Raw genomic sequence first — 18,897 nt, 5'->3', positions numbered from 1 at the left:
AACTGGGATTTCAGTTATTTCTTACCGTTCACGGAGTCAACAATGCTAAACCAGCTACAAAGTCTAACTGAATACGTTGGTAGCAATAATGCGTTAATCGACCAATGGCTACAAGCGCGTAAGCGGCTTCTGGTGGCTTACTATCATCTGGTTGGCATCAAGCCGAACAAGGAAACGCTTTCTCTTCTGGATGAAGAGGCATTGGATAATTTTTGCCAGAATCTGGTGGACTATCTTTCTACCGGCCACTTTCATTTATACGAAAAAATGCTGCATGAAGCATCGGCCCACAGCGAACAAGTATTAGCGCTTTCCACCCAGCTCGACCTCGCCCTGCAAAATAACACGCAGCAAATCATGACGTTTTACGATAGCCATCTGGCGGCAGCCATCGACCATGATAACTGCCTCGAATTCCAGCAGGCACTCTCTCACGTCGGCGAAGCATTGGAAGAGCGTTTTACGTTAGAAGACAACATGATCCAGCAGATTTACGACAAATAGTGGTTCTTTGACGCTATTTAAGTAAATCATCACACGCTGCACAGGCAAAAGCGGCACGCTTTGACATCCGCGTTTTGCCGACATACAGTGTAGGGGTTTTATTGGCCCGTTTAAGAGACGGGCATATCTTGTCGGAGTGCCTAGCGTGCTCATGTTTTGTTTTACGAAATCAATCGTTTTACGAAACTTATGAGCGCACAGGCTGAGACCGTTAATTCGGGATCCGCGGAACCTGATCGGGTTAATACCTGCGAAGGGAACAAGAGTAATGCACCTCATTGAGCCCAAGGCTGTGTATTCCCACCTACCTGCTCTGACACTCAATATCATTATTACTCCCTCCGGCTCCAGACAAGCAATCTTCCCTTTACGTCTTACAGGAACTTGCTATGTCTACAGAACCCTTGTCTAAAGAACCGTTATCTGTAAACCCATTGTCTACAGAACCATTATCTGTAAAACCAGAGCTATCCACAGCATCCAAATCGGGTCGCCGTGAACAGCGTGCCGCCGCCCAGCAGTTTATTGAAACCTTACAGGGAACCGCCTTTCCCAATTCCAAACGCATTTACCTTGCGGGCTCGCGTGATGACATCCACGTACCGATGCGGGAGATTCAGCTTAGCCCGACGCTACTCGGCGGCAGTAAAAACAATCCCCAATACGAACCCAATGAGCCAATCCCGGTTTACGATACGTCAGGGCCTTATGGCGATCCCGCCGCGCAACCCGATGTCCGCATTGGGTTAGCGAAGCTGCGCGCCAGCTGGATTGCAGAACGTCACGACACCGAAGCGCTATCTGGCGTCAGCTCCGATTTCACCCAACAGCGTCTGGCGGATGCCGGTCTGGATCATCTGCGCTTCGAGCACTTGCCACGACCTTTACGTGCTAAAGCGGGCAAACGCGTTACTCAACTTCACTATGCGCGACAGGGCGTGATTACCCCCGAAATGGAATTTATCGCCATTCGCGAAAATATGGGACGCGAGCGCATTCGCGGCGATGTGCTGCGCCAGCAGCATCCAGGGCAAAGTTTCGGTGCTCTCCTGCCAGAAAACATCACGCCGGAATTCGTTCGTCAGGAAGTGGCAGTCGGCCGTGCCATTATTCCTTCCAACATTAACCACCCAGAATCGGAACCGATGATTATCGGTCGTAATTTTCTGGTGAAGGTTAACGCCAATATCGGTAACTCCGCCGTGACCTCCTCCATCGAAGAAGAGGTAGAAAAGCTGGTCTGGTCTACCCGCTGGGGCGCGGATACGGTGATGGATCTCTCCACTGGTCGCTATATTCACGAAACCCGTGAGTGGATTCTGCGCAACAGCCCCGTGCCAATCGGGACAGTACCGATTTATCAGGCGCTGGAGAAAGTGAACGGCGTGGCGGAAAACCTGAACTGGGAAATGTTCCGCGATACGCTGCTGGAGCAGGCGGAACAGGGCGTGGACTATTTCACCATCCACGCCGGCGTGCTGCTGCGCTACGTCCCGATGACCGCCAAACGCCTGACTGGCATCGTCTCACGCGGCGGTTCCATTATGGCGAAGTGGTGCCTGTCGCATCACAAAGAGAGCTTCCTGTACGAGCACTTCCGTGAAATCTGTGAAATTTGTGCCGCTTACGACGTCGCGCTGTCGCTGGGGGACGGCTTACGTCCGGGCTCCATTCAGGATGCCAACGACGAAGCCCAGTTTGCCGAGCTGCATACGCTGGGCGAGCTGACCAAGATTGCCTGGGAATACGACGTTCAGGTGATGATCGAAGGCCCCGGCCACGTTCCGATGCAGATGATCCGCCGCAACATGACCGAAGAACTGGAGCACTGCCACGAAGCGCCGTTCTATACGCTCGGCCCACTCACCACTGATATCGCACCGGGTTACGATCACTTCACCTCCGGCATCGGGGCTGCCATGATCGGCTGGTTCGGCTGCGCGATGCTCTGCTACGTGACGCCGAAGGAACATCTTGGCTTGCCGAACAAAGAAGACGTCAAACAGGGGCTGATTACCTATAAGATCGCCGCCCACGCCGCCGATCTGGCGAAAGGCCACCCCGGCGCGCAGATCCGTGATAACGCCATGTCAAAAGCACGCTTCGAATTCCGCTGGGAAGACCAGTTCAATCTGGCGCTCGATCCCCAAACCGCTCGCGCCTACCACGATGAAACCCTGCCGCAAGAATCCGGTAAAGTCGCCCACTTCTGTTCCATGTGTGGCCCCAAATTCTGCTCGATGAAAATCTCACAGGAAGTACGCGACTACGCGGCAAAACAGGAAGCGGAAGCCAAACCGATTGAAGTCGGTATGGAACAGATGTCGCAAGCATTCCGCTCACGCGGCAGCGAGCTCTATCACAGCGCCACCAGCCTGCAAACCGAGGTAAGCAAATGACGGACTCAATGCCTTTTGCCCCAACGGCGCAGCGGCTGGGGCTTTATCCCGTCGTCGATAGCGTGGAGTGGATCGAGCGACTACTCGGCGTCGGGGTGAAAACGATCCAACTCAGGATCAAAGATCGGTCAGATGAACAAGCCGAAGCCGAGGTGATCCAGGCGATCGCCTTGGGTCACCGCTATCAGGCGCAGCTTTTTATCAATGACTATTGGAGATTGGCCGTCAAACATCAGGCATACGGCGTACATCTGGGTCAGGACGATCTGGATACTACCGATCTGGACGCGATAAAAAAAGCCGGCCTGCGTTTAGGCGTCTCCACGCACGACGATCGTGAACTGGCGCGTGCGGTGGCAATCAACCCGTCCTACATCGCGCTGGGGCATATTTTCCCGACACAAACCAAAGATATGCCATCAGCGCCGCAAGGGTTGGCCGAACTGACGCGCCACATAGCCGATCTGCAAGACCGTTTCCCCACCGTTGCGATTGGCGGCATCAGCATCGACAGAGTGCCTGCGGTGCTGAAAACGGGCGTCGGCAGTATTGCCGTCGTCAGCGCTATTACGCAGGCACCGGACTGGCGGCAGGCAACCGCGACGCTGCTCAGGATGATTGAAGGACGGGAGGAATGACATGGTAACGAATCCCCATCCAACGTCTGCCGGACTGAGCGATAGCGAGTTCATGCGCTACAGCCGTCAGCTGATGCTGGAAGATATTGGCCCGGACGGTCAGGAGAAGCTCAAAGCCGCCCGCGTTCTGCTGGTTGGGCTGGGTGGATTGGGTGCGCCCGCTTCACTCTATCTGGCAGCCGCAGGGGTCGGCACGCTGCTGCTTGCCGATGATGACTCGCTGCATATCAGCAATCTGCAACGCCAGATTCTGTATCGCACCTGCGACACCGACAAGCCCAAAGCCGTGCTAGCCCAGCGTCAGCTACAGGCGTTAAACCCAAACTCAGAAGCGATTGCGATTACCGAGAGACTCAGCGGCGAGGCGTTACACCGCGCCGTTAGCCGCGTCGATCTGGTGCTGGATTGCAGCGATAACATGACCACTCGCCATGCGGTTAACGCCGCCTGTTTTAGCGCAGGCAAGCCGCTCATCAGCGGGAGTGCCGTCGGTTTCAGCGGCCAGCTCGCCGTCTTCACGCCGCCTTATCACGCTGGCTGCTACGCCTGCCTGTATCCCGATACGTCCGAACCCCAGCGCAACTGCCGTACCGCAGGTGTGCTGGGTCCGGTGGTCGGCGTGATTGGCACGCTCCAGTCGCTGGAAGCGATCAAGCTGCTGGCAGGTATGCCGTCTCCGTTGGACGGCAAGCTGAGAATGTTCAATGGCAAACAACAGAGCTGGAACACGCTCCAACTGACGCGCGCCCCCCATTGCCCGGTATGCGGGGGATCGGCATGAAAATCACGCTGAATGACGAGACCTTTGAATGCCCAGAGGCCATCACGGTTGAGGCGCTGCTGAGCCAGATAAATCGGCTCCAGCCTGGCACAGCCTTGGCCATCAACCAGACCATTATCCCGCACGCCATCTGGTCACAGCATCAGGTGCAGGACGGTGATGATATTTTGCTTTTTCAGGCAATAGCGGGAGGATGACATGCTGCACATTGCCGATACGACATTCACTTCACGGCTGCTGACCGGCACCGGGAAATTCGCCACGCCAGAACTGATGCTGGCAGCACTTGAGGCTTCTGGCTCGCAGTTAGTCACCATGGCGATGAAGCGCGTTGACCTGAACGGCGGCAACGACGCTATTCTCGCCCCGCTACGCCAGCTCGGCGCTAAACTGCTGCCGAATACCTCAGGGGCTAAAACCGCAGACGAGGCCATTTTTGCAGCCCGATTGGCGCGAGAAGCGCTGGGCACTCGCTGGCTGAAGCTGGAGATTCACCCCGATGTGAAATACCTGCTGCCCGACCCTATCGAAACCCTGAAGGCCGCCGAACAGCTGGTAAAAGAGGGATTCACGGTGCTGCCCTACTGCGGTGCCGACCCAGTACTGTGCAAACGGCTGGAAGAAGTCGGCTGCGCGGCGGTGATGCCGCTGGGCGCACCGATCGGCTCCAATCAGGGACTGCAAACGCGTGATTTTCTCCGCATCATCATCGAACAGGCTCGCATTCCGGTGATTGTCGATGCGGGCATTGGCGCGCCCAGCCATGCAGCCGACGCGCTGGAAATGGGCGCCGACGCCGTACTGGTCAACACGGCCATCGCCGTTGCACGCGATCCCGTGGCAATGGCACAGGCATTCAGGCTGGCAGTCGATGCTGGTGCGCTTGCTCGTCAGGCTGGTCTGGGGAGTAAGCAGTTTGTCGCCAGCGCCACCAGCCCGCTCACTGGTTTTCTGCATCAGCAAACGGAAGAGGTAGAGCGATGAACACCGACTTTCAAACCGTCTGGGAACAGCTCGACTGGGATGACCTAACGCTGCGCATCAACGGTAAAACTGCACGCGATGTTGAACGAGCGCTTGCGGCACCACACCTGACGAGTGACGATTTTATGGCGCTTATTTCACCTGCCGCCAGCGCCTACCTGGAACCGTTGGCCCAACGGGCACAGCAGCTCACCCGACAGCGTTTCGGCAATACGGTGAGCTTCTATGTCCCGCTGTACCTGTCCAATCTGTGCTCCAACGACTGTACCTACTGCGGCTTTTCGATGAGTAACCACATCAAGCGAAAAACGCTGGATGAGGCAGAAATCCTGCGTGAATGCGCCGCTATCAAGGAACTGGGGTTTGAACACCTGTTGCTCGTGACCGGCGAACACCAGCGTAAAGTAGGCATGGATTATTTTCGTCGCGTTTTTCCGCTGATCCGCCCACTCTTCAGTTCGTTGATGATCGAAGTTCAGCCCTTATCGCAGGACGAGTACGCCGAGTTGAAAGCACTGGGTCTGGATGGCGTGATGGTCTATCAGGAAACCTATCATCCGGCGACCTACCAGTTGCACCACCTAAAAGGACAAAAACAGGATTTCCACTGGCGACTCGCCACGCCGGATCGACTGGGTCGAGCAGGGATCGACAAGATCGGGCTGGGTGCCTTAATCGGTCTGTCCAATAGCTGGCGCACCGACTGCTATATGGTGGCGGAACACCTGCTGCACTTACAACAGCGTTACTGGCAGAGCCGTTATTCTATCTCGTTCCCTCGTCTGCGCCCTTGTGCGGGCGGCATTGAACCGGCGTCACTCATGGATGAAGCGCAGCTCATGCAGGTGATTTGCGCATTCCGGTTGCTGTCACCAGATATTGAGCTGTCGCTGTCCACGCGTGAATCGCCTTTCTTTCGCGATCATGCCATTCCTATCGCGATTAACAACGTCAGCGCATTTTCCAAAACTCAACCGGGTGGCTACGCCGACGACCACCCTGAACTGGAACAGTTTTCACCCCATGATTCACGACGCCCTGAAGAGGTAGCGCAGGCCATCATACGCGCAGGTCTCCAGCCCGTATGGAAAGACTGGGACGGTTATTTGGGTCGGTAGCAAACCGTGGCGATATGCATGATTTGCGAAGCGGCTCGCAGGCCGGAATGAGAATTACACGGAAGGTGACATTCTCAGGATAGCGCCACGCAAGATGACATTCAGCCTATCGTCACGGCCTTCGACGAAGAATACAGTAGCGTCGTTGGCAAGCCTGAGCATGATGACAGAGCTTGCTGGCCGGAGCCGTTTGCTACTTATCGACTCTGCACATCAACCCGCCGATACGGGGCTTATCCTTACCCGTATCGGCCCTTCCTTAAAATTAATCAGGTTACGTTCTGGTCAGGAAAAGTGTGCATCATCTTCGCGATTTCACTGCCCACGATGCGCAACCCTTCCCTCATCTCTTCTGTGAAGCGATTGGCATAATTGAGCCGAAGACAATTGCGGTATTTTCCTGAGGCGGAGAAGAGCGAACCCGCGGCGATCTGTATGCCCGCTTTTCTGACCTCACGGCTGAGCTTGAGCGAATCAAAATATTCGGGCAGCTCAATCCACATCAGAAAGCCACCTTGCGGACGACTCACACAAATATTGGATGGAAAATACTCACGTACCCAGCAGGTAAACGTATCCAGATTCGCTTTGTACTGAGCGCGCATACGGCGTAGATGAGGCTGATAGTGTCCGTTACGAATAAATTCCGCCACGGCTAGCTGGGGCTGTACCACGGTCGATCCCGTACTGATGTATTTTGTATGAATCACGCGCTCCAGATAGCGCCCCGGGGCGATCCAGCCGACGCGCAAACCGGGTGCCAGGTTCTTTGAAAACGAGCTGCATAGCAATACACGTCCATCTTCATCAAATGATTTTATCGCGCGGGGACGCGGATACTCATAGGCCAGCTCACCATAGGCATCATCTTCAATAATCGCGATATCAAAATGCTGCGCCAACGTCACCAGCGATTTTTTACGGGCGTCAGGCATGATGAAGCCAAGCGGATTGTTACAGCTTGGCACCAGAAGCACGGCTTTGATCGGCCACTGATCCAGCGCCAGCCTTAACGCTTCAAGGCTGATCCCCGTCACCGAGTCAGTCGGGATCTCGATCGCTTTGATATCCATCCCACGGAGGATCTGCATCGTACCCGGAAAAGCCGGTGACTCAACGGCCACGATGTCGCCGGGCTGACAAACGGCGCGGACGGCAACAAATAAGGCTTCCTGACATCCGGTAGTGATCACAATATCATCCTGAGTCAGCTGGCAGCCGCAGTCGACGGTAAGACGGGCAATCTGTTCACGCAACGCAGGCACGCCATATACGCTGTCATATTGTAAGACCCGAGGATCCTGATATTGGCAGAGGCGACTCATCTCTTTCCACAGTGGTTTGATGGTCGGCTGGCTCACATCCGGCATTCCGCTGCCAAATTTCAGCACGTTGGTTTCCAGACGCACATTCACCAACTCCAGCACCGATTCCCACTGCGTGATCTCAACCGGGCGTTGGGCAGGACGCGTCAGCGCGGGTACGGGCGGCGTTGCCTTACGCGGCGCGACAAAATATCCCGAACGCGGCTGCGGCATAATCAACTGTCGGGTTTCCAGCAGATGATAGGCTTGCTGTACGGTACTGATGCTCACACCATGTTCTGTACTCAGCGCCCGCACAGAAGGCAGGCGTTCCCCGCTTTGGTACAAACCTTGTTCGATCCGTTGCTCTAACAGCCCAGCCAGGTGTTGATAACGCGTCATCAGTATCATTCCCTATCAAGATTCACAGCGGTAACCAGTACAGATTCAACTAAAAATTACCATTCAGATGCAATATCACACAATCTGTATGCTAAAAAAATGGATTTTTTGCGTCTGTATTGAAAATGCCTTTCGCCTCATCATAGCGATCATTCACTGGCGAGGGGGAAAATATGGAATTTCATGAGAATCGATCACAAAAACCGTTCCGCGAGTCACCGTTTTGGCTCATGCTGATTTTGCCGTACCGCTTGTGGAAAGCCTGGCGGGCAAGAGCGCAAACGTTGAAGATACTACGAAATATGAGCGATGACGGACTCAAGGATATCGGACTGAAAAGAAGCGATCTTGATCGGTTCAGATAGCGCCACGGCAAAAAACAGTAGACTAAAAAAATAGTAACGATGTGCCGATACAGACTTTGCATCGGTATCGGCACGCGAGATGGGTGAAGTGAAGAGGTTAGTCAGGCAAGGCGTCCGACGATGTTGCCTTCATCCGCATCCCGACAATCGCCGACAGTAAGCAGCCAATGGCAAGATAAGCTGCCACCGCATGCCATGAACCATCCATAAACTGTACCAGCAGAACGGCGATAAAAGGTGTAAACCCACCGCCAACCACGCTGGCGACCTGATAACCCACACCCGCCCCGCTATAGCGATACGCCGTACCAAATAGCTCGGTAAACATCGGCTGCTGTACGCTAACAATCATATCGTGAGCAATATTCGCCAGCATGATGGCAAAGAACAGAATCAGCAGCGTGTTATGGCTTTCCAGCGCCATAAAGAATGGCACCGCACTCGCGGCGCCAATCAGTGCGCCAGTAACATAGATACGGCGGCGGCCAAAGCTATCCGCCAGATAGGCAAAGAAAGGAATAGACACACAGCTGATCGCCCCCACCAGCAGCCCAATATTCAGGAAGATATCTCGCGATAGACCAAGATGGGTCGTGGAATAGTTGAGGGCAAACGCGGTGACGATATACATCGTTAGCAACTCGCCAAGCCGTAGCGCAATGATCAGCAGGAATGCCTTCGGGTGCTGGCGAAGTGCTTCCATGATAGGGAACGAACGCAATTTGTTTGCTCTTTCACCCAGCGTTTTATTCGCCTCAAATTCCTGAGACTCATCCATCCCGTTACGTACCCACCAGGCGATAGCCACCAGAATCAGGCTGAATAAGAACGGCAGACGCCAGCCCCAGGTAGTAAATTCTTCATTGGTCGTCAAATTGCTCACCACCGATACCGACCCAGTGGCTAGCAACAACCCGACCCCAAAGCCAACCTGTACGCCGCTGCTGTAAAAGGCTTTCTTCTTCTTCGGCGCATTTTCTACCGCCAACAGCGCAGCCCCGCCCCATTCGCCACCAACCGCAAAGCCCTGAATTGCACGCAGCGTCACCAGCAACACGGGTGCCCACCAGCCAATGGAATCAAACGACGGCAACAGGCCAATCAGCGCAGTAGAAATGCCCATCATCCAGACCGTGATCATCAACATTCGTTTACGGCCCAGCTTATCGCCGAAGTGACCAAACACCATGCCGCCTAGCGGTCGGAACAGGAAACCAACGCCGAACGTACCAAATGCCGCCAGCGTCCCCATCGTCGGGCTAATTTGTGGGAAAAACTCGGTATTAAATACAAGAGCGGCAACAATTCCGTACAGCAGGAAATCGTACCAATCGACAACAGCACCCACAAAACTGCCCCATGCAGCGCGTTTTGCTCGATGTGAAGAATGGCTTACTGACTGTGTTTGTAGGGTTTTATCAGAAGAAAGTGAGTCATCTTGCTGAGGTAATGAGCCGCCAGGCTGTGAGAGTGTTGGCGTAGTTGAGGTGTCCATGTCGGTTCCGTTCTATTTACTTTACACTACTGTACAACAAAAAATTTCAGGAAGAAATAAAACGCCGGGAGCGTTTTATAACAACGCACAGCGTTGGCCCGCTAGGGTGGAAGGCAAGGACGCCTTCCATAAATTTTTAACATCGCTTGCGGCGGGTCGTCCGCAGGGAAGCAGCTATAAAAAAACCCCGACCATAATAGTCGGGGTTTCTGTTATTTACCGCATGACAGTGCAGCGTAAAGAGACTTATTCGTCGTCGCTGCGACCAAAGCCTGCGTTCAGCAGTTCAGCCATGTTAGCTGAAGCTTCATCGGCACTCACCTGAGGTACGACAGGCGCTTCACCCGCTTGACGGCGGCGCATACGATCCTGGTGATACGCATAACCCGTACCCGCTGGGATCAGACGACCTACGATAACGTTCTCTTTCAGGCCACGCAGTTCATCACGCTTACCAGCAACAGCGGCTTCGGTCAGTACGCGAGTGGTTTCCTGGAACGATGCCGCAGAAATGAAGGACTCAGTCGCCAGAGATGCTTTGGTGATACCCAGCAGATCGCGGCTGAACGTTGCCGTAATCTTGCCATCCGCTTCCAACTGACGGTTAGCAATCTTGATGCGAGAGAATTCTGCCTGTTCGCCTTCCAGGAACTCCGTTCCACCTGCGCTAACGATGGTGCCTTTACGCAACATCTGACGAACGATAACTTCGATGTGTTTATCGTTAATCTTAACGCCTTGCAGACGGTAAACTTCCTGAACTTCGTTGGTGATATAACGCGTTACTGCATGTACACCACGCAGACGCAGGATATCGTGCGGAGACTCTGGGCCGTCGGAAACAACGTCACCACGTTCCACAACTTCACCTTCGAACACGTTGAGCTGACGCCATTTCGGAATCATCTCTTCGTAAGCATCGCTGCCATCCAACGGAGAAATTACCAGACGGCGCTTACCTTTGGTTTCTTTACCGAAGGAAATGATACCGCTGATCTCTGCCAGAATTGCCGGTTCTTTCGGACGACGGGCTTCGAACAGGTCGGCTACGCGTGGCAGACCACCGGTAATGTCCTTGGTACCACTGGATTCCTGAGGGAGACGCGCCAATGTATCACCGGCACCAATCTGAACCCCATCTTCCAGTTGAACAATTGTTTTACCCGGCAGGAAGTATTGAGCAGGCATATCAGTACCAGGGATCAGTACATCTTCGCCTTTGCCATCAACGATTTTCAGTGCTGGACGTAGATCTTTACCACTACCGGTACGCTCTGCGCTATCCAGAACCACGATAGAGGACAAACCAGTCAGTTCGTCGGTCTGGCGCGTAATGGTCTGACCGTCAATCATATCAGCAAAGCGAATGAAACCGCTTACCTCGGTCACCACTGGCATGGTATGCGGGTCCCAGTTGGCGACGGTTTCGCCACCGATAACTTCTGAGCCGTCACCCTTCGCCATCACTGCACCGTAAGGCACTTTATAGCTTTCTTTAGTACGTCCGAATTCGTCGATCAGTTTCAGCTCGGTATTACGTGAAGTAATAACCAATTTACCGTTGCTGTTCATAACGAACTTCACGTTGCTCAGTTTCAGGCTACCTTTGTTTTTCACCTGAATGCTGGACTCAGCAGCCGCACGCGATGCCGCACCACCGATGTGGAACGTACGCATGGTTAACTGTGTACCCGGTTCACCGATGGACTGTGCCGCGATAACCCCGATAGCCTCACCTTTGTTGATGATATGACCACGAGCCAGATCGCGACCGTAGCAATTGGCGCACACGCCAAAGTCGGTTTCGCAACTTACCACTGAACGTACTTTAACGGCGTCAACGGAGTTCTCTTCCAACATGTCACACCACTGCTCGTTCAGCAGCGTGTTACGTGGAACCAGAATGTCCGCGGTGCCCGGTTTGATCACGTCTTCAGCCGTTACACGACCCAGTACGCGCTCACGCAGTGGCTCTTTAACATCGCCACCCTCGATAACCGGTGTCATCATGATACCTTCATGGGTACCACAATCGTCCTCGGTTACAACCAGATCCTGCGCAACGTCAACCAGACGACGAGTCAGATAACCGGAGTTCGCTGTTTTCAGTGCGGTATCCGCCAGACCTTTACGCGCACCGTGCGTCGAGATGAAGTACTGGAGTACGTTCAGACCTTCACGGAAGTTTGCGGTAATTGGCGTCTCGATGATCGAACCATCTGGTTTCGCCATCAGACCACGCATACCCGCCAACTGACGAATCTGTGCCGCAGAACCACGCGCACCAGAGTCGGCCATCATAAAGATGCTGTTGAAAGAAACCTGCTGCTCAACTACGCCATCACGGTTAATCACATCCTCAACGGACAGGTTTTCCATCATCGCTTTCGCAACACGTTCGTTCGCCGCTGCCCAGATATCGATCACTTTGTTATAGCGTTCGCCCGCGGTAACCAGACCAGACTGGAACTGCTCCTGAATCTCGGCAACTTCGGTTTCTGCTTCTTCGATAATCTCGGCTTTTTTCTCCGGGATAACCATGTCATCGATACCTACGGAAGCACCTGAGCGCGCCGCGTAAGCAAAACCGGTGTACATAGTCTGGTCAGCAAAGATAACCGTCGGCTTCAGACCCAAAATGCGGTAACAGGTGTTCAGCATTTTGGAGATCGCTTTCTTGCCCAAAGGCTGGTTAACGATCGAATACGGCAGACCTTTCGGTACGATCATCCACAGGATGGCACGACCGATCGTCGTATCAATAATAGACGTCTGATGCGTAACATCGCCTTCGATGCTCTTGATCTCTTCCGTGATACGCACTTTAACACGCGCATGCAGAGAGGCCAGACCGGCGCGATAAACGCGTTCAGCTTCTTTCGGACCCGTAAGCACCATGCCTTCGCCTTTGGCGTTAACACAGTCACGCGTCATGTAATACAGACCCAATACCACGTCCTGAGAAGGAACGATGATTGGCTCACCATTCGCAGGGGACAGGATGTTGTTGGTCGACATCATCAACGCACGCGCTTCCAACTGGGCTTCCAGCGTCAGCGGTACGTGTACAGCCATCTGGTCACCATCGAAGTCGGCGTTATAAGCCGCACAAACCAGCGGGTGCAGCTGGATGGCTTTACCTTCGATCAGTACAGGTTCAAATGCCTGAATACCCAAACGGTGCAGTGTTGGTGCACGGTTCAGCAGTACTGGGTGTTCACGGATGACTTCGTCCAGGATATCCCATACGACGGCTTCTTCACGCTCAACCATTTTCTTGGCGGCTTTAATGGTGGTAGCAAGACCACGCAGTTCCAGCTTGCCGTAGATGAACGGTTTGAACAGCTCCAGTGCCATTTTCTTCGGCAGACCACACTGGTGCAGACGCAGGTATGGACCAACCGTGATTACAGAACGACCGGAGTAGTCAACACGCTTACCGAGCAGGTTCTGACGGAAACGACCTTGCTTACCTTTGATCATATCGGCCAAAGATTTCAGAGGACGTTTGTTAGAACCGGTGATCGCACGACCGCGACGACCGTTATCCAGCAGGGCATCAACTGCTTCCTGCAACATACGTTTTTCGTTACGTACGATGATGTCCGGCGCAGCCAGATCCAGCAGACGTTTCAAACGGTTGTTACGGTTGATCACGCGACGATACAGATCGTTCAGGTCGGAAGTCGCAAAACGACCGCCATCCAGCGGAACCAACGGACGCAGATCTGGCGGCAGTACCGGCAGAACGGTCAGGATCATCCACTCTGGCTTGTTACCAGACTGTACGAACGCTTCCAACAGCTTAATACGCTTCGTCAGCTTTTTACGTTTGGTTTCGGAGTTGGTTTCGGTCAGCTCTTCACGCAGCTGCTCGCATTCCTGCTCCAGATCCATATTCTTCAGCAGAGCCTGGATTGCTTCGGCGCCCATTTTCGCGTCGAATTCATCACCAAACTCTTCCAGCGCATCCAGATACTGCTCTTCAGTCAGGATCTGACGACGCTCAAGGTTGGTCATGCCGCCTTCAACCACGACATAAGATTCAAAATAAAGCACTCGCTCAATATCACGCAGCGGCATATCCAACAGCAAACCGATACGGGAAGGCAGTGACTTCAGGAACCAAATGTGCGCAGTCGGAGAAGCCAGCTCGATGTGGCCCATACGCTCACGGCGCACTTTAGTCTGGGTCACTTCAACGCCGCACTTCTCACAAATAACACCGCGGTGTTTCAGGCGCTTATACTTACCGCACAAGCACTCATAATCTTTTACTGGCCCAAAGATACGGGCGCAGAAAAGGCCGTCACGTTCAGGTTTGAACGTACGGTAGTTGATGGTTTCTGGCTTTTTAACTTCACCAAAAGACCACGAACGGATCATGTCTGGCGAGGCCAGAGCAATTTTGATCGCATCAAACTCTTCGGTCTTAGTTTGCGCTTTCAGAAACTTTAATAAGTCTTTCACGGATTGGCTCCTGTCGGAGTTAGACCTGATAGACACCTGAACTATGTTGTTAAAAACAACGTTCAGGTGTCCCTATGACGAATGCCAGCAATACAACGGGCTGGAATTACTTTTCTTCCAGCTCGATGTTGATACCCAGCGAGCGGATTTCTTTCAACAATACGTTGAAGGATTCCGGCATGCCTGGTTCCATCTGATGATTGCCATCCACGATGTTTTTATACATCTTGGTACGGCCGTTCACGTCATCAGACTTAACGGTCAACATTTCTTGCAGGGTATAAGCTGCACCGTAAGCTTCCAGCGCCCACACTTCCATCTCACCGAAGCGTTGACCACCGAACTGCGCCTTACCACCCAGCGGCTGCTGAGTAACCAGGCTATAAGAACCGGTGGAACGGGCATGCATCTTATCGTCAACCAAGTGGTTCAGTTTCAGCATGTACATGTAGCCCACTGTAACCTGACGCTCAAATTGCTCTCCGGTACGTCCATCGTACAGAGTAATCTGACCGGAGGTAGGGATACCGCCCATCTGCAACAGTTCCTTGATTTCTTTCTCTTTTGCACCGTCAAATACTGGCGTTGCAATTGGCATACCTTTCTTCAGGTTTTCAGCCAGACGCATAACTTCTTCGTCTGAGAAAGTGCTCAGGTCGACTTTCTGACGCACATCGTCGCCCAGGTCATAGGCTTTCTGGATGAACTCACGCAGTTTGGTCACTTCTTCGTGCTGTTTGAGCATGGCGTTGATTTTCTCGCCGATACCTTTCGCAGCCATACCCAAGTGAGTTTCCAGAATCTGACCGATGTTCATACGTGAAGGTACGCCCAGCGGGTTCAGTACGATATCGACCGGCGTACCGTTCTCATCGTAAGGCATATCTTCGATCGGGTTGATCTTGGAGATAACACCTTTGTTCCCGTGACGACCTGCCATCTTGTCACCCGGTTGGATCTGACGTTTAACGGCCAGATAAACCTTAACGATTTTCAGCACGCCCGGTGCCAGATCATCGCCTTGGGTGATTTTACGGCGCTTAGCTTCGAGTTTTTTCTCAAACTCGTGCTTCAGCTCATCATATTGTTCTGCCAGCTGTTCCAACTGATTCTGTTTATCTTCATCAGTCAGACCCAGTTCCAACCAGCGCTCGCGCGGCAGTTTGTCCAGTTTGTCAGCTTCTACGCCGCCGGAAACCAGCACAGCGTGGATACGGGCAAATAGGCCTGCTTCCAGAATCTGCAATTCTTCAGTCAGGTCTTTCTTCGCCTGCTTCAGCTGCATTTCTTCGATTTCCAGCGCACGTTTGTCTTTTTCCACGCCATCGCGGGTAAAGACCTGTACGTCGATAATCGTACCGGAAACACCGTTTGGTACACGCAGAGAAGAGTCTTTAACGTCAGACGCTTTCTCACCGAAGATCGCACGCAGCAGTTTCTCTTCTGGCGTCAGCTGGGTTTCGCCTTTCGGCGTTACCTTACCAACCAGAATGTCACCGCCAGTCACTTCCGCACCGATGTAAACAATGCCGGACTCATCCAGTTTAGAAAGTGCTGCTTCACCCACATTCGGGATGTCCGCAGTAATTTCTTCAGGCCCTAACTTGGTGTCACGAGACACACAGGCCAGTTCCTGAATGTGGATGGTCGTAAAGCGATCTTCCTGAACCACACGCTCGGAAACGAGGATGGAGTCTTCGAAGTTGTAACCATTCCATGGCATGAATGCCACGCGCATGTTCTGACCCAGCGCCAGTTCACCCAGATCGGTGGACGGGCCATCTGCCAGAACGTCACCACGTTCTACCGGCTCACCCAGTGACACACACGGCATCTGGCTGATGCAGGTGTTCTGGTTAGAACGGGTATATTTGGTCAGGTTATAGATGTCGATCCCGGCTTCGCCCGGATACATTTCATCGTCATTAACGCGGATTACAATACGAGAGGCATCGACGTACTGTACTGTACCACCACGTTTGGCTACGGCAGTTACACCGGAGTCAACCGCAACAGCGCGTTCCATACCCGTACCAACCAGCGGCTTATCAGCGCGCAAGGTCGGAACAGCCTGACGTTGCATGTTCGCACCCATCAGGGCACGGTTGGCGTCATCGTGTTCCAGGAATGGAATCAGAGATGCACCGACGGAAACTATCTGCTGTGTGGAAACGTCCATGTATTCAACCTGATCGCGGCTGAACAAGCTGGACTCACCTTTATTACGGCAGGTAACCAGTTCGTCGATGAAGCGGCCTTCTTCGTCTAAATTGGTGTTCGCCTGTGCGATAACGAAGTTACCTTCTTCAATCGCAGACAGGTAATGGATCTCATCCGTCACCACATTTTCACGCACACGACGATACGGGGTTTCAAGGAAACCGTATTCGTTCGTTTGCGCATAAACCGACAGGGAGTTGATCAGACCGATGTTAGGACCTTCCGGCGTTTCGATAGGACAAACGCGACCGTAGTGAGTCGGGTGTACGTCACGAACTTCAAAGCCAGCACGTTCACGCGTCAGACCGCCTGGGCCCAGTGCGGAGATACGACGTTTGTGCGTAATCTCGGACAGCGGGTTGTTCTGGTCCATAAACTGTGACAGCTGACTTGAGCCGAAGAACTCTTTCACGGCAGCCGAAATCGGCTTGGCGTTGATCATGTCCTGTGGCATCAGCGTATCGAGGTCGCCCAGAGACAGACGCTCTTTTACAGCACGTTCTACACGCACCAGACCAACACGGAATTGGTTTTCTGCCATTTCACCGACGGAACGGATACGACGGTTGCCGAGGTGGTCGATATCATCCACTTCGCCTTTACCGTTACGGATATCAATGAGCTTCTTCATCACTTCGATGATGTCATCTTTGCTCAGGATACCGGAACCTTCGATCTCATCACGTAACAGAGAACGGTTGAACTTCATACGACCAACCGCAGACAGATCGTAGCGGTCTTCAGAGAAGAACAGGTTCTCAAACAGCGTTTCTGCTGCTTCACGCGTTGGTGGTTCACCAGGACGCATCATGCGATAGATTTCAACCAGCGCGCTCAGACGATCGCTTGACGGATCGACACGCACAGTTTCAGACATGTATGCGCCATGATCGAGATCGTTAGTGAACAACGTCTCAATACGCTTGTGACCAGACTGGCTCAGTTTAGCCAGCAGATCCAGCGACAGCTCCATGTTGGCTGAGCCGATCAGTTCACCGGTGCTCTCGTCGATATAGTCTTTGGACAGTACTTTGCCAGCGATATATTCAACAGGCACTTCAATGCGCTCAATACCGTCTTTCTCTAACTGACGAATATGACGTGCAGTGATGCGGCGACCTTTTTCGATATAAACTTTACCGTTCGCTTCGATATCAAACGACGCGGTTTCACCACGCAAGCGCTCAGGAACCAGATCCATCTGCAATTTATTGCCATTGATTTCATAGACAATTTTATCGAAGAAAAGATCGAGAATCTGTTCGGTGGAATAACCCAACGCGCGCAGGATAATAGTCGCAGGCAATTTGCGGCGACGGTCGATACGGACAAACAGGTTATCCTTCGGATCAAACTCGAAATCCAGCCAGGAACCACGGTAAGGAATAATACGTGCGTTATACAGCACCTTACCTGAAGAGTGGGTTTTACCTTTGTCGCTATCGAAGAACACACCTGGGCTACGGTGTAACTGAGACACGATTACACGCTCAGTGCCGTTGATCACGAAGGTGCCGTTATCAGTCATGAGCGGAATTTCGCCCATGTAAACTTCTTGTTCTTTGATGTCTTTAACGGTGCCTTCAGGCGCTTCACGCTCGTAGATCACCAGACGTAGTTTCACGCGCAGCGGCGCAGAGAACGTCACACCACGGATCTGACATTCTTTAACGTCAAATACTGGCTCGCCCAAGCGATAGCTAACGTATTGCAGCTCTGAATTACCGCTATAGCTTTTTATGGGAAAAACAGAACGGAATGCAGCTTCCAAACCGTGCTGACCTTCCGGGTCTTGCTCGATAAACTTCTGGAACGAGTCAAGTTGGATAGAAAGGAGATAAGGTATGTCCAAAACCTGTGGACGTTTACCAAAATCCTTACGAATGCGTTTTTTCTCGGTATAGGAGTAAACCATAGGGTTCCTCAGCTAGCTGACAAGTCGAACCACTCTGTCTGCCCTAACAAGGACAGTTCATGCAACACTATTTATGTTGGTCGGAAAATAGAGAACTTTCCGTAATACGTCTTTCTATTACTCTTAAACCATTTCGTTACTCTTGCTTAGGCATGGAGCCCATGCAGGAAAGCAGTATATTAAGTCGTCAATAGAAAAAAATATTGGGGGAAATCAATGGCTAAATAATGTGAAACCCCATTGATGCCCTACAGCGCAAAAAGGCTGGTGACTAAAAAGTCACCAGCCATCAGCCTAATAAA

Annotated in this window: 12 protein-coding genes and 1 riboswitch; of the genes, 8 read left to right on the top strand and 4 right to left on the bottom strand. The window is 52.8% G+C overall.

The window, feature by feature from the left end; all coding sequences use genetic code 11:
• Window positions 1-42: 42 nt before the first annotated feature.
• From LOZ86_RS02040 to thiH, 7 genes are all read left to right on the top strand, one after another.
• On the top strand, window positions 43-504 hold the full coding sequence (locus tag LOZ86_RS02040; protein ID WP_039514151.1) for an Rsd/AlgQ family anti-sigma factor: 462 nt from the start codon (window positions 43-45) through the stop codon (window positions 502-504).
• Window positions 505-626: 122 nt separating this feature from the next.
• Window positions 627-780, top strand: a riboswitch (TPP riboswitch).
• Between the two features lie 158 nt (window positions 781-938).
• Window positions 939-2,903 (top strand): phosphomethylpyrimidine synthase ThiC, encoded by a 1,965-nt coding sequence (gene thiC / locus LOZ86_RS02035; RefSeq protein WP_039514155.1) that lies wholly within the window; start codon window positions 939-941, stop codon window positions 2,901-2,903.
• Window positions 2,900-3,541, top strand: a complete 642-nt coding sequence (gene thiE / locus LOZ86_RS02030) for a thiamine phosphate synthase (RefSeq protein ID WP_039487695.1) — start codon at window positions 2,900-2,902, stop codon at window positions 3,539-3,541. The genes thiC and thiE overlap by 4 nt, the downstream gene beginning before the upstream one ends.
• 1 nt (window position 3,542) lies before the next feature.
• Window positions 3,543-4,322, top strand: coding sequence for a HesA/MoeB/ThiF family protein (locus tag LOZ86_RS02025; protein WP_039487697.1), 780 nt, complete (start codon window positions 3,543-3,545; stop codon window positions 4,320-4,322).
• Window positions 4,319-4,519, top strand: coding sequence for a sulfur carrier protein ThiS (gene thiS, locus LOZ86_RS02020; protein WP_039487698.1), 201 nt, complete (start codon window positions 4,319-4,321; stop codon window positions 4,517-4,519). Before LOZ86_RS02025 ends, thiS begins: the two co-directional genes overlap by 4 nt.
• A 1-nt stretch (window position 4,520) precedes the next feature.
• Complete coding sequence (locus LOZ86_RS02015; protein WP_039487699.1) at window positions 4,521-5,306, top strand: thiazole synthase; 786 nt, start codon at window positions 4,521-4,523, stop codon at window positions 5,304-5,306.
• A complete protein-coding gene (gene thiH, locus LOZ86_RS02010) occupies window positions 5,303-6,424 on the top strand; it encodes a 2-iminoacetate synthase ThiH (protein ID WP_039487701.1) in 1,122 nt (373 codons plus the stop codon). Before LOZ86_RS02015 ends, thiH begins: the two co-directional genes overlap by 4 nt.
• 269 nt (window positions 6,425-6,693) lie before the next feature.
• Here thiH and LOZ86_RS02005 read toward each other — a convergent pair whose 3' ends face one another.
• Window positions 6,694-8,130, bottom strand: coding sequence for an aminotransferase-like domain-containing protein (locus LOZ86_RS02005; protein ID WP_039514148.1), 1,437 nt, complete (start codon window positions 8,128-8,130; stop codon window positions 6,694-6,696).
• Between the two features lie 173 nt (window positions 8,131-8,303).
• Between LOZ86_RS02005 and LOZ86_RS02000 the strand changes: the two genes are divergently transcribed.
• Entirely contained in the window at window positions 8,304-8,495 is a 192-nt protein-coding gene (locus LOZ86_RS02000; RefSeq protein WP_010285501.1) for a DUF1127 domain-containing protein, read from the top strand.
• A gap of 97 nt (window positions 8,496-8,592) precedes the next feature.
• On the opposite strand, the gene shiA is transcribed toward LOZ86_RS02000, so the two are convergent.
• The 3 genes from shiA to rpoB all read right to left on the bottom strand — a co-directional run bounded on the left by shiA (window position 8,593) and on the right by rpoB (window position 18,595).
• Window positions 8,593-9,990, bottom strand: a complete 1,398-nt coding sequence (gene shiA, locus LOZ86_RS01995; RefSeq protein ID WP_039487704.1) for a shikimate transporter — start codon at window positions 9,988-9,990, stop codon at window positions 8,593-8,595.
• Between the two features lie 246 nt (window positions 9,991-10,236).
• The gene (rpoC, locus tag LOZ86_RS01990) at window positions 10,237-14,460 is read right to left on the bottom strand and encodes a DNA-directed RNA polymerase subunit beta' (RefSeq protein ID WP_039487706.1); all 4,224 of its coding nucleotides are present in this window, start codon (window positions 14,458-14,460) and stop codon (window positions 10,237-10,239) included.
• A gap of 106 nt (window positions 14,461-14,566) precedes the next feature.
• Window positions 14,567-18,595: a DNA-directed RNA polymerase subunit beta gene (rpoB, locus tag LOZ86_RS01985; protein WP_039487708.1), complete on the bottom strand. Its 4,029-nt coding sequence runs from the start codon at window positions 18,593-18,595 to the stop codon at window positions 14,567-14,569.
• Window positions 18,596-18,897 lie beyond the last annotated feature (302 nt).

Origin of the sequence: Pectobacterium parvum (genome assembly GCF_020971565.1) — a bacterium.
In the GTDB taxonomy this organism is placed as follows: Bacteria; Pseudomonadota; Gammaproteobacteria; order Enterobacterales; family Enterobacteriaceae; genus Pectobacterium; species Pectobacterium polare.
The sequence above is the reverse complement of the archived record's forward strand: the minus strand, read 5'-3'. Positions and strand labels throughout refer to the sequence as shown.